Source organism: Paenibacillus sp. B2(2019) (assembly GCF_008370385.1).
Classification (GTDB): Bacteria; Bacillota; Bacilli; order Paenibacillales; family Paenibacillaceae; genus Paenibacillus_AQ.
In genome coordinates, this window is sequence record NZ_VTZR01000002.1 from 428,350 (window position 1) to 443,591 (window position 15,242).

A 15,242-nucleotide genomic window follows, 5' to 3' on the forward strand; every position below is an offset into this window, starting at 1 on the left:
TTATATCTCATTCGTAAGGACGGAGGAAACATCATGTCTAAACATATTGTCATTCTAGGAGCAGGTTATGGTGGTCTACTAAGCGCCTTAACTGTACGCAAGTACCTAAAGAAGGACGAAGCTAAAATTACAGTCGTTAATCAATATCCTACACATCAAATTATTACAGAATTGCATCGTCTTGCAGCGGGTAGTGTTGCAGAAGGTGCTGTTGCTATGCCATTAGCTAAGCTTTTTGCAGGTAAAGATATCGACCTGAAAATTGCAAAGGTGAATTCTTTTTCTGTTGAGAACAAACAAATTACACTATCTGATGGTGTGACATTGTCCTACGATGCTTTAGTTGTGGGTCTTGGAAGCACTACGGCTTATTTTGGCATTCCAGGTCTTGAGCAATACAGTATGGTATTGAAATCGGCAGCAGATGCTAACAGAATTCATCGTCATATTGATGAGCGTATCCGTGAATATGCGAAGTCTAAAAATCCAGCGGATGCAAGCATCCTAATCGGTGGCGGTGGCTTAACAGGTGTTGAACTTGTTGGTGAAATCGCTGATGTGTTGCCAACACTCACTAAGAAATATGGCGTGGATCCTAAAGAAATTAAACTGATGCTGGTTGAAGCAGGTCCTAAGATTTTACCAGTATTGCCAGATGCATTGATCGAACGCGCAGTGGCAAGCTTAGAAAAACGTGGTGTTCAATTCTTGACAGGACTACCTGTTACGAATGTAGCGGATAATGTCATTGACTTGAAAGATGGTCAAAAAATTATTGCTAACACCTTCGTATGGACTGGCGGCGTACAAGGAAATCCACTGATTGGTGAGTCCGGTCTTGAAGTGAACCGTGGTCGTGCAACGGTAAATGAATTCTTGCAATCCACGTCACACAAAGACGTATTCGTTGCTGGTGACAGCGCCGTTGTCTTTGCCGAAGATGGTCGTCCATATCCACCAACTGCACAAATCGCTTGGCAAATGGGCGAATTGATCGGGTACAATCTTTATGCATACTTGAAGGATAAATCATTTGAATCATTTAGTCCGATCAACTCAGGTACGCTTGCGAGCTTAGGTCGTAAAGACGGTGTAGCCATCGTTGGTGCTAGCTCAACTCCGCTAAAAGGATTACCTGCAACCTTGATGAAGGAAGCAAGTAATATTCGTTACTTGTCCCACATTAAAGGATTGTTTAGCTTAGCTTATTAATTGTATTATTGGAAAACCTGCTCTAATTTGAGCAGGTTTTTTGTTGATCTCTAGTAGTTTCTACCATGAATTGTTAATGATTGTCCTAGTACGTAGTATTCATTTTTGATATACTATATTGGCTAATATTAACAGGGGAAAATAGGGGAGGATTACGTGATGTTATTCCGACAAAACGATGTCATTCTGTTTCAAGGCGACAGTATAACGGATTGGGGTCGTAATTATGAAGATGCTTCATCGCTTGGTGTAGGTTATGCATTGATGGTCGCCGCTCGTCTGGGGCATTTATATCCTGAGAAGAATCTTACGTTCTATAATCGTGGAATTAGCGGCAACCGTGCAGTAGATTTGCAGGAACGCTGGGAGAAGGATTGCCTGAATCTGAAGCCGACTTGGGTGTCCATATATATTGGGATTAACGATACTTGGCGCCGCTTTGATTCTGGTCAGGAAACAACGCCTGAACAATTTGAAGCTGTGTATCGTGACCTGATCGAACGCACGCAGCATTCGCTGGCTGCTAATTTAGTCTTAATCGAGCCATTTGTGTTGCCTGTCCCAGAAGATCGTAGAACTTGGCGCCAGGATTTGGACCCTAAAATTCACATTGTTCGTGAACTGGCACGTGAATATGGTGCATTGCTTGTTCCGTTGGATGGCCTGTTTGCTGCGGCATCCGTGAAAGCAGAACCTGCTTATTGGGCTCCGGATGGAGTACATCCATCACCTGCGGGCCATGCACTTATTGCAGAGGCTTGGCTTAAGACGGTAGGCGCAATTCAAGCTTAATCGTCTGATCATATCACTACATATTTACTTGATTTTATAAGACTAGAACCACTCATTAAAGGAGCAGGTTATAGTCTTTTTTTTAAATATAAGAATTTATATGTTCCATGCTATAAATTATCCTTATATTTCTCGCTTAAACACTTCGGAAAGTCGATTTCTTTATATTTATGGACGCTGTTATAATTAGGTTATGTTTCTTTTCTTGGAGGCGGTTCGCATTAGGAAATTACTATGGGTTGTACCCTTGTTCTTGGTTGCTCTTTTAAGCGGGTGTAAGAATGATGTGGGCTTCATCAATGCAAGGTGGATCGCCGGAGTGTCTTTAACTCCTGTAACAACTAGTGATCAGAACCAAGTTGATCGACCCGAACATTTTGAGACCCTAATACTGAAGGACTCCGCTCTGATTAAGGCGCTTTCGGAGGCTATGAACAAGAGTGAAAAATTATCAGGTGAGCTGGATTGGGCTCCTGAATTTAAAATGAAGCTTGTTTATGGTGATGGCTACTCGAAGGATTATTACATAGCAATAGGTGATGAACCCGGCTATAAAGGAGTATTTACTACAGCTGAGAATGGTGGTCAGGGCTACTCTATTCCGGTGAAGAATTCGGACCAATTAAGGAAACTCATTTTTGGGACAGTAGATCAGGCGAACATAGAACAGACGGAGTCGCTGGAGTCTTCTGTTAAGGTTACAGGGCCAGTAACGATATCACATAATGATCTCTATCCCTTAACTACTAGAACTGGATTCTTGAATCTGCAGCTTTTAGATGGAACCTACAGTGAGGATTGGACAATACCAGGTCCGTTGATGGGAAGGAATTGGAGTGGCAGATTTGGGCTTGTGCTTATCGATAATCAAGGGAGAACTTTGAATAGCTTTCCACTCAGTGAACATTTTGAGGATCCCATAATATTTAATGATTTTTTTCAAATTCAGTTTGAGGATTATAATGGCGACGGCGATCCGGATTTTACGATTGGTCAGTACGGATCCAGTAATGGTTACTTCTACAAGCTATTTACGCTTAGAAAAAATAACGTTATAGAGGAATTAGGGATCAAACTCGGCTCTGATTTATTTATCAGCAGTCCTAAGGGGTATTCGATAAAGCTTGATAAAGTGGATGATCATAGCTTCAAGAGAAGTTATTACGATAATGTAGCGGGTAGACAGATGGAAGATATTTTTCAGTGGAATGGAAGTGCATTTCAGAAGTTAGACAAGTGATTCATACCAGAAGTGAGAGGAATGTGTGATAGATGACGAGTGATACCATACAAGATTTAGAAGGGCTAAAAGCCATAGGGAAAGTAGTAGGACATACCATCGCCGAGATGAAAAAGAAAGTAACTCCAGGTATGACAACAGCGGAGCTTGATAAGATTGGAGCTGAAATTCTAGCGGAATTCGGAGCATCTTCAGCCCCGATGATAACGTATAATTTTCCAGGCAGCACCTGCATCAGTGTGAATGAAGAGGTTGCTCATGGGATTCCTGGTCCTAGAGTGATTAATGCTGGTGATTTGATCAATATTGATGTATCTGCTGAACTGAATGGTTATTATGGGGACGCCGGAGTTTCTTTTCAATTACCACCTTATAATGATGACATTCTTCGTCTATGCCAGAGTGCAGAGGAAACTATGATGAGCGTGATCAATCATCTGAGAGCAGGGATGAAGGTCAATGAGATTGGCAGAATGATGGAACTCGAAGCTCGGAAATGCGGCTATAGAGTGGTACGTAATCTGTGCAGCCACGGGATTGGCAAATCACTCCATGAGAAGCCTTTTGAAATCTTACCTTTCTACAATCCAAGAGTGACTACAGTGTTAAAAGAGGGACAGGTGATAACGGTTGAGCCCTTCCTTTCTACTGGAGCAGATTACGTGGAGCAGCAGTCGGATGGATGGACACTCAGTGTCGTAGACAATGGCCGGGTAGCACAGTTTGAACATACGATTATTGTGACTAAAGGTGAGCCTATTATCCTAACCAAGCCATAAAGAGGAGAGTGCGAAATTGAAAATCGCCTTTATACTTTTTGACGGGATTACGTTCTTAGATTTTGCGGGGTTCTATGATGTTATTTATCGATTGGGGCAATTTGAAATCGGCAAAAATTTGTCTTGGGATATATGTGCAGCGTCGGAGGAAGTGACGGATGAGGTAGGTTTCACAGTTAAAGCTGGAAAAGTGCTGCCAGAGCTCTCGGAGTATGACATGGTATTTGTACCTGGAGGGATGGGGACACGGAAACTTCGTTATGATGAAGGTTTTGTCTCGTGGATTGCTGGTGCTCACAATGTTCCTTATAAGGTATCCGTCTGCACAGGCTCACTGCTGCTTGGGGCTGCGGGGTTACTAGAAGGTAAAAAAGCCACTACCCATCCATCTGCCTATGAATTACTAAAACCTTACTGTGAAGAAGTTGTGGAGACCCGTATTGTGCATGATGGTAATGTGATTACAGGTGGTGGAGTTTCCACTTCCATTGATCTAGGGTTATATCTGATTTCACACTTGGCTGGAGAAGCAGCAATGATTTCGATAAAAAAGCAGATTGATTATCCATACGAGATGCAGGGGATTGTTCAAATCTAAAGGTAAATACCGGAAGGACCAGAGAGGACTGGACAAAAAATGATGGTTATGCTGTTTCAGCAATGGGTAAGCGATAAGGAGCAGTGGGTACAGCTTAGAGATTTGCTGATGAAGGAGAGCAATCTTCCCGGACCACGAGTAAATTTGGAGCTCTCAGGCAAATTTGCCAAACATTTTGCCCATCCTAAACTAACAGAAACAGACTGGGAGTTTCTTAATTCATGGGCTAATCTTACAGAGGCAGAAGCTGGGGTGAATGATCCCCGTGAGTTTCTGCCGTTTTGTGCGGTTAGAGCGCTGGGCGCTTATTACAGCTACGCTGAAGAAGTGCAGCGAATTGTGATTCAGAGCATCATTAAGACAGCTATGAACGACTCCAGATGGAGGATGCGTGAAGCGTCTGCTATGGCGCTGCAAAGTATAGGGGAGGATGGTTTTTCTCTTGTCAGGCAGCTGATCGACATGTGGGAGAAAGGTGCGAATAGGCTTGAACAACGAGCCTTTGTAGCAGCGTTAGCGCATCCTCCTCTTTTAAAAAAGAAAGAGAATACGCTTTATTGTCTTCAGTTGGCTACTCGAATTATGGAGAGTTTGGGTAGTGGGGAAGTACAATATGAGGACGCTGAGCATTTTCGTGTATTATCTAAGGGACTTGAATACAGCTTAAGTGTATTTGTGGCTTGTGAACCTGAAGCGGGTTTTGCCATGCTTGAGAAATTCGCTAAGAGCCGAGATACCCGAATGATTAAGATTGTGAAGAGTAATCTTGGTAAGTCACGATTGAGTAAAAAGTATGCTCTACAGGTTGCTGAGGTCCTTAAGAGTTCGACAATACAGGAGAGGACATGAGGATCAGCTCTCCATTGGAATTATGAAGTGTAGTTTTACATGCATTTAACATGCCACATATGCTTAAGTGATATAACAGAAGGAACTAGGTGAAAAGGTGGCTGTTAGATGAAACTAAGTAAAGAGGAAAAATCATGGATTTTATATGACTGTGGAAATTCGGCGTATTCGATGGCGGTTACAACGGCTTTACTGCCTATTGTATTTGGGATGTTTTCGAATGTTAACAACAGCATGGATTTGGGGTATTTTAATTCCATAGCGAGTATTCTGGTAGCCATCCTTAGCCCGATTTTAGGGACGATGGCAGATTATAAGGATAAGAAAAAACGCTTCTTCATATTTTTCTCATTGATCGGCGTGATAGCTACTGCTTCGCTGGCTTTCGTTGCACCTGCGAGTGGGCAGTGGCAGTTATTGATTGTATTTTATATTTTGTCAGTCATAGGATTTGCCGGGGCTAATATTTTTTATGATTCTTTTCTGGTGGATGTAACCACGGATGAAAGGATGGATAAGGTATCCTCAAAAGGGTTTGCTTTTGGATATATCGCCAGCGTTATTCCATTCGGTATCAGCCTACTGCTGATTCTGTTTATGGGGATGGATAAATCAATCGGCTATCAGATTGGATTTATAATCACTGCCCTTTGGTGGGGACTGCTGACCATGCCTATGATCAAGGATGTGCAGCAAAGATATTACATAGAACCTGAACCCAAACCGATCATTAATAGCTTTAAAAGACTGGGAGACACGTTTAAAAATGTCAGACAGCATAAAGTAGTATTTGTATTCTTGATCGCCTACTTTCTCTATATTGATGGGGTAGATACGATTATTAAAATGGTAGTGCCATATGCCACATCGGTACTGGGTGCGGATGCTTTTGATACCTTTACTTTACTGGGGATCTTATTAGTTATCCAGATCATCGCATTTCCGTGTGCTATCCTGTACGGTAATCTTGCCAAAAAATACTCAGCTAGAACGATGATCATCGTGGGGATTTTTACATATATCATTTCTTGTATCGCGGCTTACTTTATTACTTCAGTGTGGCATATATTTATTCTGGGAGCGCTAATTGGATCTGCCCAGGGAGGGATTCAAGCGCTTAGCAGATCTTATTATGCGAAGATTATTCCGAAGGAAAAATCCAATGAATTCTTTGGCTTTTACAATATCTTTGGCAAGTTTGCAGCGATTGTGGGCCCTGCTGTAATGTCATTAACAACTACCCTAACAGGCAACGCTAAATTTAGTATTTTAGCGATTATCCCACTATTCATTATTGGATTCTTCGTATTTATAACTTTACCAAAAGAGAAGCTTGAACAAGATGAACCGAAGGGACTTATCCTATGAAGTCAAGCAAAGAACAAACGGCAATGGCCAAACATCTGATTGTCATCTCTTACGATGCCTTTTCAGAAGACCAATGGGAAATGGCCAGCCGTCTTCCAAACCTATCGAAATTGATTAAGAACGGAGCGCATAGTAATCAATTAAAAAGTGTATATCCCACGCTCACTTATGTGGTACACACTACGATAGCAACCGGTGTATATCCAGATAAGCATGGTATCCACCATAACAATCCATTTCAGCCGTTTGTGAAGGAAAAGGAGCAAAGCTGGTTCTGGTTCAGAAATGCGATAAAGGTGCCCACGATTTATGATGCTGCGCGCGAGCATAACATGAGTACCGCAGGAATCCTCTGGCCGGTATCAGGGAAATCCTCAATCCAATATAATATCCCTGAAATCAGAGCCATCAACAACGAAAATCAGGCACTGAAGGTGTTAAAAAGCGGGAGCCCGTTATATTGCATTGAAATGGAGCTGAAATATGGACGGCTTCGAAAAGGGATTGAACAGCCTTATCTGGATGACTTCACGACAAAGTGTGCGATAGAAACGATTAAGCGTAAAAAGCCTAATCTTCTTATGATGCATTTGATTGATCTGGATGACGCCAAGCATGTCTACGGCACTGACAGCGATGAAGTGAAGCGGGTAATCACACGTATGGATAAGCGGTTAGGTGATATTATACAAGCAGTGGATGAAGCCGGGATAAAGGATGACACGGTTTTTTTAGTTTTGGGTGACCATGGCCAGTTCAATGTTCGGTACAAAGTGCATTTGAACAACCTTTTGCAGGAAAAAGGGTTGATCTATAAAGAGAACGGCGAAATGAAGTGGAGAGCTTACTTTCAGTGTGGGGGCGGATCCGCTTATCTGCATATTAAAGAAGGTGATGAAGAAGCTGAACAATTAGCGTTAGCTGTTATTCAGGAATATATGGATGATGACGCTTCAGGTATAGAGGAAATGTATACTAGAGAGCGGCTGAATCAACTTCATGTGGGCCCATCTACTAAATATATGCTTGAAGCTAGGAGAGGCTATTGTTTCGATGAGAGCATGGATGAACCTACGATTGTTGATTTGGACAAACAAGGGATTAAATATGCTACGCATGGCTACTCTCCCGATAAAGAGGATTATAGATGCAACTTGGTGATCTCAGGGAATAAGGTGAAAAGTGAGTTTCCCATAGGGGATCTCAAAATGGTAGATATAGCTCCTACGATGGCAAAGATTTTAGGGATTGATTTTAATCCTTGTGACGGAAGACCTTTAGATGAAATTTTCATTTACTAAAGCAAGCTGTGAGAAAAGCATTCATAATTACTAGATAACGCGTTGGTAGAGAAGAGCCGTACTCTCGCCAGCGCGTTATTTGTTTACCTAGGAGGAGGAGAGCTTGTGCTTGGTATAGATTGAATATATATAAAGTCGGAATACTTACTGGAGCTATATCCATATACAATGGAATTAAAATGGATTAAGAGGAGAATTGGATATGGATGCTGATATTAGACAAAAAATTCTAAATAAAAATGACAGACTTATTAGTATGGTTATTGAACGTGCTAAGAGAGATTTTCCTGATGACATTGCAATCATTGGGCTTACAGGTTCTTTCAGTACCGGAGATTTTCATGAAAAAAGCGATCTAGATCTAATTATAATTAATAACACAGCCCAAGGCTGGGGGATATCTTCGTGTTTTATTCTGGAGGATGTTGGATACGACATATATTGTACGCCATGGGAAACAAGGATAGAAGATCAAGCGAATCTGGAGAGCCCAATGATTTCGTGTCTGATAGATTTAGAGCTGTTATATTGTGCGAAACCCGAATATCTGGAAAAGTTAAATTTATATAAACAGAGAGCTCTCGATGCTTTGGCAAAGCCTATAGGGAGTGAATGTATTAGTAGAGCGAAAAAGAATATAGACATAGCAAAACAAGAATATACGAATACATTACTTTCTGAAGATATCGGAGCAGTGAGGTATGCTTCATGCGAAGTTGTATACAATTTGGTAAATGCTCTAACACATTTGAACAATACCTATTTTAAAAGGGGACTTAAGAGATATCTGGAGGAAATAGCAACGTATCGTTATGTTCCTGATGATTTTGAAAATATATATATGGCTGTGATCGATGCGAAGACAATCGTTGAAATCAGAAGTGCATCATATAGATTTTTAGAAAGCGTCAATGATTTATATAATAAAATGTATAAGGATTTTGTGATTCAGCCTGTCCCAACCTATGATAATCTTGGTGGCACCTTTGAGGAATTATGGTGTAACTGCCGCAATAAGGTTATAGCAAGTGTAGAATTAAATGATAAATCTTATGCTTATTATGCAGCCATGGGCATACAAAATTTTCTTGATGAAATGACAGAATCAAGGGGAACAAAAAAGTTTGATATTATGCAGTATTTTGATTCAGATCATCTGCATTTATTTAAAGAGCAGTTCCTGCAGGTCATGGATGAATATCTGGAAGAATATAATAAGGTGGGAAGGAAAGTTGAACGATACGATACTTTTGAGGAATTATATAACGAATACATGAAGGTGTGATAGAGATAGAGAAGATTACCAGATTACGAATTTTCGTAGTCTGGTTTTTTCATTTTTTATGGAACGATAAGATTATTTTAAGTCATATGGGTAAAATAATAGATATCAAACTAGCGGCGTCTGATTTGCAAAAGTGGTGACATTTATTATAGACTGTTTTTTGTCGGCTTTTGTCCAGTGGATGTTTTTCACTTGCAGTGATATAAAAAACTAATTTGAAGTGGGGAAATGGAATGCATGGAATAAGACAGCATCAAAAATCAAATAAGTTAAAGATATTTTCAAAAGTCATATTAATTATTATAGGGGCACTTATAACTTCATATGGCCTGGAATCCGTATTAATACCTAACAATGTTTCAGATGGTGGTGTAACAGGCCTAAGTATCGTTGGCTCACAGCTGTTTGGATTACCGTTAGGGCTGCTAATTGTTATAATTAACATCCCATTTGTTTGGTTAGGATATAAGCAAATTGGTAAAAGCTTTGCTATTTATTCCATTATCGGTATTGCCTCACTAGCCATTGGTACAAGCCTAATGCACCATGTGCCAACGATTATTGAAGGAGATACATTATTAATTACTGTTGTAGGCGGGATTATCATCGGTTTTGGTATGGGTTTAGCGTTACGTAATGGTGGGGCGTTAGATGGGATCGACATGTTGGCTGTATTGCTTTCACGAAAAATACCTTTTGGGACAAGTGATCTAATCTTATTCCTAAACATGTTTGTCTTTATTGTTGTTTCAACTGCATTTGGGCTACAAGGGGCGATTCTATCCGCACTTGCTTATTTTATTGCTTCTAAAGTGATACATATCGTTGAGGAAGGTTTGAGCGGCTCTAAAACTTTCAAAATCATCACCGTTCAACCGGAAATTATGGTGGAAACGATTCGTGACCGATTGGGACGTGGGGCAACCTATACTGATGCATACGGTGGTTACTCTAATGAACAATTCAAAGAAATTACCTGTGTAATTAACCGTCTGGAAGAAAGCAAAATCAAGGAAATCATTCATGAAATTGACCCTAACGCTTTTGTCGTAGTATATGATGTAGCAGAAGTTAAGGGCGGTAATTTCAAAAAGCATAATATTCACTAATTACGATCCTGAAGTGCATCTCCTTAAGTGTTTGACAAATGCATAAAATGTAACTATTATTGTTGCATCTGATTAATGCACTTGTTGCTAGCCGGGTAGTATGGCAAAAGGAGAGATTTATAGTGAACATCAGCACCCGTTTTGCGGTAGCCATTCATATATTAACGTTAATCGACAGTAATAAAGAGGGTAAAAGTACCTCGGAGTGGATAGCTGGTAGTGTGAACACCAACCCTGTAGTTATCCGCCGGCTAACTAGTATGTTGCAAAAAGCAGGACTGGTAACGGCCCGCCCCGGAGTCGCAGGAGCCTCACTTTCACGTAGTAGCGCTGAGATTACACTACTTCAAATTTACAAGGCAGTAAACGCGGTGGAGGAGGATTCGTTGTTCTCGGTTCATGAGCACCCTAACCCGGATTGTCCAGTCGGCAAAAATATAGCCAGCGCCATTGTTCCGGTATTCTCGCTCGCGCAAAAGGCGATGGAGAATGTCCTTCAGGAGGTTACTTTGGAGCAGATTGTGAATGAAATGCCTGAAATATAACCACTCCATATCGCAACGTAGAATGAAGACCACAACATGTGCTAACGTGATTGTGGTCTTTTTTTATTGGAAACATATCAAGAGGCTCCGAATGGCTTGGGTCAGGAGAGTAGTGCTTAAAGAAGGGAAGTAGGGCGTAATCATAGAATCTGTATTTAGAAGGCAGAAAACAGATAATACTTCATATAGGGAAACTCTAATATGCTGAAGTGGACAATGAACGGAGGATTTACAGTGGAACAAATCGCATTAATCTCAGATATTCATGGAAATATCCCGGCTTTGACAGCCGTATTAGAGGATATTAAGCAGCGTGGAATTAGCAGGATATTTTGCCTAGGTGATATTGTTGGTAAAGGACCAAATTCAGATCTAGCCGTTGATATCATTAAGAACAATTGTGAAATCAGTGTTATGGGAAACTGGGATGATTTAATGAATCAGGATGTTGATTTTGAAATGGCCCGGTGGAGTCGGAATTTGTTGGGTAAAGACCGCCTTGCTTATTTAGGTACATTACCGTTCTCGATTGAGTTTATGATGAGTGGTAAGTTTATCCGATTATTTCATGCTTCACCGCGAAGCTACTATGAACGGATTCAGCCTTGGGACGATTATGAGAAGCGGCTGTCTATGTTTGGTTGTTCTGATCTCTGCCAGGAGAAACGACAAGCGGATATCGTAGGTTATGGGGACATTCACAATGCTTTTATACAACATTTAGAAGGGAAGACTTTATTTAATGTTGGCAGTGTGGGGAATCCTCTAGATGTCACTCAGGCATCTTATGTGATTTTGGAGGGGGAATATGGAGGCCTGACAACAGCATCTTTGAATATACAATTTGTAAGAGTTCCTTATGATATTGAGTTAGCCATTCAACAAGCCATAGATGCAGTTATGCCAGCTACAGAGCCCTATATTCGAGAGCTTAGAACTGCGCAGTATAGAGGGAATGCGCGGGGATAGAAGATGAGCTTTCGAGCGGTAACCTTGATTCACAACATCAAAAAGTAACGGAGGGAACGAATTGAAGCTTAGTCATGTATTTGAGCAATTCCCTACTTTGGAAACCGAACAACTAACACTGAAAAAAATTGAAGTTAGTAACCTTGAAGAGGTATTTGGAATTTATAGCAATGATCAAGTGTTTGAGTACTGCGGAATTATTCCGAAACATAATAAAGATACAGTAAAGAATATGATCGGACATTTCGAACGTGATTTTAATAAAGGGTTAAGAGTGAAGTGGGGAATTTTCCGTAAAAATAATCCGTACATACTGCTAGGTATCATCGAAGCTATGGATTTTAATCAAAAAGTGGATATGGTCACGATTGGTTATTTTTTGGCGGAGTCTTATTGGGGAAAAGGGATTGCAACTCAGGCCGTTGAAATGGTGAAAAAATATTTATTTGAGACGGCAGAGGTCAATCGAATCCAAGCTGAAGTCATGCCTTTTAATGAGCGGTCCAAACGGGTCCTTTTGAAAAGTGGCTTTATGAAAGAGGGGACGTTAAGACAAGCCCATGTATGGTCAGGTAAAGGGCTCATTGATTTGGAGATTTACAGCATTCTTGCAGAGGAATACGGAAAGGGAGAAAACAGATCCTAGTGAAAGTAGGGGAGATTATGGGGACTATCGTGGTAATCGGTGGGGGAGAGCTAATCGATTTAGAAACGCTTGAAATGGATCGTGAAGTTGTGAAGTTAACCCAGAAAGTTAATCCGAAAGCGTTATTTATTCCAACAGCTAGTAGTGATGCACCAGGTTATTGTGATACGTTCAACAAAGTGTACGGCGAGATTCTAGGATGTGAAACAAGTCATTTATTGCTTGTGAGCCAAACCTATACCCATGAAGAAATCGCAGAGTTAATTATATCCGCTGATCTGATTTATGTTGGTGGTGGTAATACCCGAAAGATGCTGGAGATTTGGAAAAATACCGGCGTAGATGATCTTCTAAAAGAAGCGTACAACTCGGGGACTATTTTGGCGGGGCTGAGTGCAGGTTCCATTTGCTGGTTTGAATATGGGCATAGTGACTCTGAAGCGTTCGACGACCAAGGGAACTGGCAGTATATTAAGCTTGAAGCGATGGGGATTCTGCCAGGTATTCATTGTCCACATTATAATGAGGATATTCGGGTTGAGGATTTTTCGCGTATGGTAAAAGACGGAGGTTTGCTCGGAATCGCAGTGGATAATAACTGTGCCATCATCTACAAGGATAATGAATATAAGGTGATGTCGACCAGAGAAGAAGCTAAAGCCTACCGTGTGATGGACTCAGAGCAAGGTGTTGTCGTTACGCAAATCGAAGAACACCCAAGCTACAGACCTCTTCATGAAGTGTACGGTGGAGGTGATCAATGAAGGCTAATCAAATCTCAATTATCGTGGCGAGTCTTATTCTAGGGATTTCATTTATTATTGGATGTTCAATAACTAATGGCGATAAAGAGTTGGAAGTTGATCAAGACCAGACTCCATCCATAGTAACGGCAGATAAGCTTTTGATGGATATTAAAGAGACGGCCTTATACTTAAATCTGACTGAAGATCAAGTAATGAATATTATTAAAACGGAGCATGAGAATTTAAGTAGATCGGGCATTTTTCAAGGAACTATGTTTCCTTATATCAGAGTTGGTAATGAATATCTTTTTAATAAAGACTTATTAACAACATGGGTTTCGGATGCTTCCTTAAATAGGAGAGTTTATCTAAACCGACAAACGAAATAAGGTTTTACTCGGATAAGGAAGGTGCTCTTTATTAAACTACTGTTTGTCTGCAGCCAGAATCGCTGGCGGAGTCTAACTGCGGAGAAGATATTTCAAGGAATTGATGGTCATGAAGTGAGATCTGCTGGGACAGAGGAGCATGCGAGAATCAAACTTTCTGAAGGGCATGTGGGCTGGGCGGATGTTATTTTTGTGATGGAGAAGAAGCATGTGCGAAGAATTCAAGATAAATTCAGAGACGGTGTAATCGGCAAAAGAATAATTTGTTTGAATATATCAGATGATTATAAGTATATGGATGAAGATTTAATTGGACTTCTTGAATCCAGTGTAGCTGAATATTTACAGGAATGGCACTCCTAAGGATGAAGTGTTCTTATGAATCATGTTTGGCTGTGAATCAGTCAGCATGATTTTTTTGTTGGTAATTGACAAACATATAGAAGGTAACTATACTAAAGATAGTTAATTTGTAACTGATAAAGTTACAGGAATAGTGGGAGGAAACATAATGACAACTAAAACAACACTTCATCCGGACGTAGAGATTGGTCTGGTACAAATTAGAGTAAGTAATTTAGAGCGTTCGCTCACATTTTATCAGAACGTGGTGGGGTTAAGTGTCTTGCGACAATCTGGCCGTGAGGTGGAAATGACTGCTGACGGTCAGAATGTGTTATTGATTCTGCGGGAGATTGAGAATGCAAAGGTTCTACGTCCGAACTCAGTGGCTGGATTGTATCATTTTGCTATCCTTGTTCCGGATCGTCCTAGCTTGGGACTCGTTGTACGCAATTTGATCGCGTCGGGAATTGAAGTGGGTCAGGGAGATCATTTGGTGAGTGAAGCACTGTATATTCAGGACCCGGATAACAACGGAATCGAAATTTATAGAGATCGTCCTAGGGATACATGGAAGTATGATGCGGAAGGGCATGTAATGATGACAACGGACCCAGTGGATGTAGATGGTTTGTTGGCGGCTTCTGAAGGTTTACAATGGAACGGGCTGCCAGCTGGAACGGTGATCGGACATGTACACTTTCATGTGGGTAATTTAACTAAGGCGAAGGAGTTCTACGTTGGTTTGCTTGGTTTTGATCTAGTAGCTAATTATGGCAGTGCGGCAATGTTTATCTCAGCAGGTGGGTATCATCACCACATTGGATTGAATATATGGGCAGGGCAAGGCGCACCTGTGGCACCTGCTGATGCAGTAGGAATTGATTATTTCACCTTACTTCTTCCGAATGAAGAGGAGCGTACGTCTGTAGTGGAGCGTGTTAAGCAGGCGGGTTACACCGTTGTTGAAGAGAATGGAGCCCCTACATTCAAAGATCCATGGAACATTGGAATCAGACTTATAGTGAAAAGTCATACGAAATAACTAATCACCAATCGAATTCACCTTTTT

17 protein-coding genes are annotated in these 15,242 nt (G+C 40.9%); all 17 read left to right on the plus strand.

Annotated elements, in window-relative coordinates; genetic code table 11:
- Window positions 1-33 precede the first annotated feature (33 nt).
- The 17 genes from PAENI_RS02260 (at window position 34) to PAENI_RS02340 (ending at window position 15,215) form a co-directional block, all read left to right on the plus strand.
- Window positions 34-1,212 (plus strand): NAD(P)/FAD-dependent oxidoreductase, encoded by a 1,179-nt coding sequence (locus PAENI_RS02260; RefSeq protein WP_042187216.1) that lies wholly within the window; start codon window positions 34-36, stop codon window positions 1,210-1,212.
- A gap of 159 nt (window positions 1,213-1,371) precedes the next feature.
- The gene (locus PAENI_RS02265) at window positions 1,372-2,004 is read left to right on the plus strand and encodes an SGNH/GDSL hydrolase family protein (RefSeq protein ID WP_149644115.1); all 633 of its coding nucleotides are present in this window, start codon (window positions 1,372-1,374) and stop codon (window positions 2,002-2,004) included.
- Window positions 2,005-2,323: 319 nt separating this feature from the next.
- Window positions 2,324-3,244: a YhfM domain-containing protein gene (locus PAENI_RS02270; RefSeq protein ID WP_149644116.1), complete on the plus strand. Its 921-nt coding sequence runs from the start codon at window positions 2,324-2,326 to the stop codon at window positions 3,242-3,244.
- A 32-nt stretch (window positions 3,245-3,276) separates the two neighbouring features.
- Window positions 3,277-4,023, plus strand: coding sequence for a type I methionyl aminopeptidase (map, locus tag PAENI_RS02275; protein WP_149644117.1), 747 nt, complete (start codon window positions 3,277-3,279; stop codon window positions 4,021-4,023).
- Window positions 4,024-4,039: 16 nt separating this feature from the next.
- A complete protein-coding gene (locus tag PAENI_RS02280) occupies window positions 4,040-4,621 on the plus strand; it encodes a DJ-1/PfpI family protein (protein WP_149644118.1) in 582 nt (193 codons plus the stop codon).
- A gap of 39 nt (window positions 4,622-4,660) precedes the next feature.
- Window positions 4,661-5,470 (plus strand): hypothetical protein, encoded by an 810-nt coding sequence (locus PAENI_RS02285; protein ID WP_149644119.1) that lies wholly within the window; start codon window positions 4,661-4,663, stop codon window positions 5,468-5,470.
- A gap of 108 nt (window positions 5,471-5,578) precedes the next feature.
- Window positions 5,579-6,838 (plus strand): MFS transporter, encoded by a 1,260-nt coding sequence (locus PAENI_RS02290; RefSeq protein WP_149644120.1) that lies wholly within the window; start codon window positions 5,579-5,581, stop codon window positions 6,836-6,838.
- Window positions 6,835-8,139, plus strand: coding sequence for an alkaline phosphatase family protein (locus PAENI_RS02295; protein ID WP_262495479.1), 1,305 nt, complete (start codon window positions 6,835-6,837; stop codon window positions 8,137-8,139). Before PAENI_RS02290 ends, PAENI_RS02295 begins: the two co-directional genes overlap by 4 nt.
- A gap of 202 nt (window positions 8,140-8,341) precedes the next feature.
- On the plus strand, window positions 8,342-9,424 hold the full coding sequence (locus PAENI_RS02300; RefSeq protein WP_149644121.1) for a nucleotidyltransferase domain-containing protein: 1,083 nt from the start codon (window positions 8,342-8,344) through the stop codon (window positions 9,422-9,424).
- A gap of 233 nt (window positions 9,425-9,657) precedes the next feature.
- A complete protein-coding gene (locus tag PAENI_RS02305) occupies window positions 9,658-10,533 on the plus strand; it encodes a YitT family protein (RefSeq protein WP_179085712.1) in 876 nt (291 codons plus the stop codon).
- Between the two features lie 122 nt (window positions 10,534-10,655).
- A complete protein-coding gene (locus tag PAENI_RS02310; RefSeq protein ID WP_042187235.1) occupies window positions 10,656-11,078 on the plus strand; it encodes an Rrf2 family transcriptional regulator in 423 nt (140 codons plus the stop codon).
- Between the two features lie 234 nt (window positions 11,079-11,312).
- A complete protein-coding gene (locus PAENI_RS02315) occupies window positions 11,313-12,047 on the plus strand; it encodes a metallophosphoesterase family protein (protein WP_149644562.1) in 735 nt (244 codons plus the stop codon).
- Window positions 12,048-12,108: 61 nt separating this feature from the next.
- Window positions 12,109-12,693, plus strand: coding sequence for a GNAT family N-acetyltransferase (locus tag PAENI_RS02320; RefSeq protein ID WP_042187237.1), 585 nt, complete (start codon window positions 12,109-12,111; stop codon window positions 12,691-12,693).
- 17 nt (window positions 12,694-12,710) lie between these two features.
- Window positions 12,711-13,457 (plus strand): Type 1 glutamine amidotransferase-like domain-containing protein, encoded by a 747-nt coding sequence (locus PAENI_RS02325; protein WP_149644122.1) that lies wholly within the window; start codon window positions 12,711-12,713, stop codon window positions 13,455-13,457.
- The gene (locus PAENI_RS02330; protein ID WP_149644123.1) at window positions 13,454-13,828 is read left to right on the plus strand and encodes a DNA-binding protein; all 375 of its coding nucleotides are present in this window, start codon (window positions 13,454-13,456) and stop codon (window positions 13,826-13,828) included. The genes PAENI_RS02325 and PAENI_RS02330 overlap by 4 nt, the downstream gene beginning before the upstream one ends.
- Window positions 13,829-13,858: 30 nt before the next feature.
- Window positions 13,859-14,191 (plus strand): low molecular weight protein tyrosine phosphatase family protein, encoded by a 333-nt coding sequence (locus PAENI_RS02335; protein ID WP_149644563.1) that lies wholly within the window; start codon window positions 13,859-13,861, stop codon window positions 14,189-14,191.
- Between the two features lie 148 nt (window positions 14,192-14,339).
- Window positions 14,340-15,215: a VOC family protein gene (locus tag PAENI_RS02340; RefSeq protein WP_076282982.1), complete on the plus strand. Its 876-nt coding sequence runs from the start codon at window positions 14,340-14,342 to the stop codon at window positions 15,213-15,215.
- Window positions 15,216-15,242 lie beyond the last annotated feature (27 nt).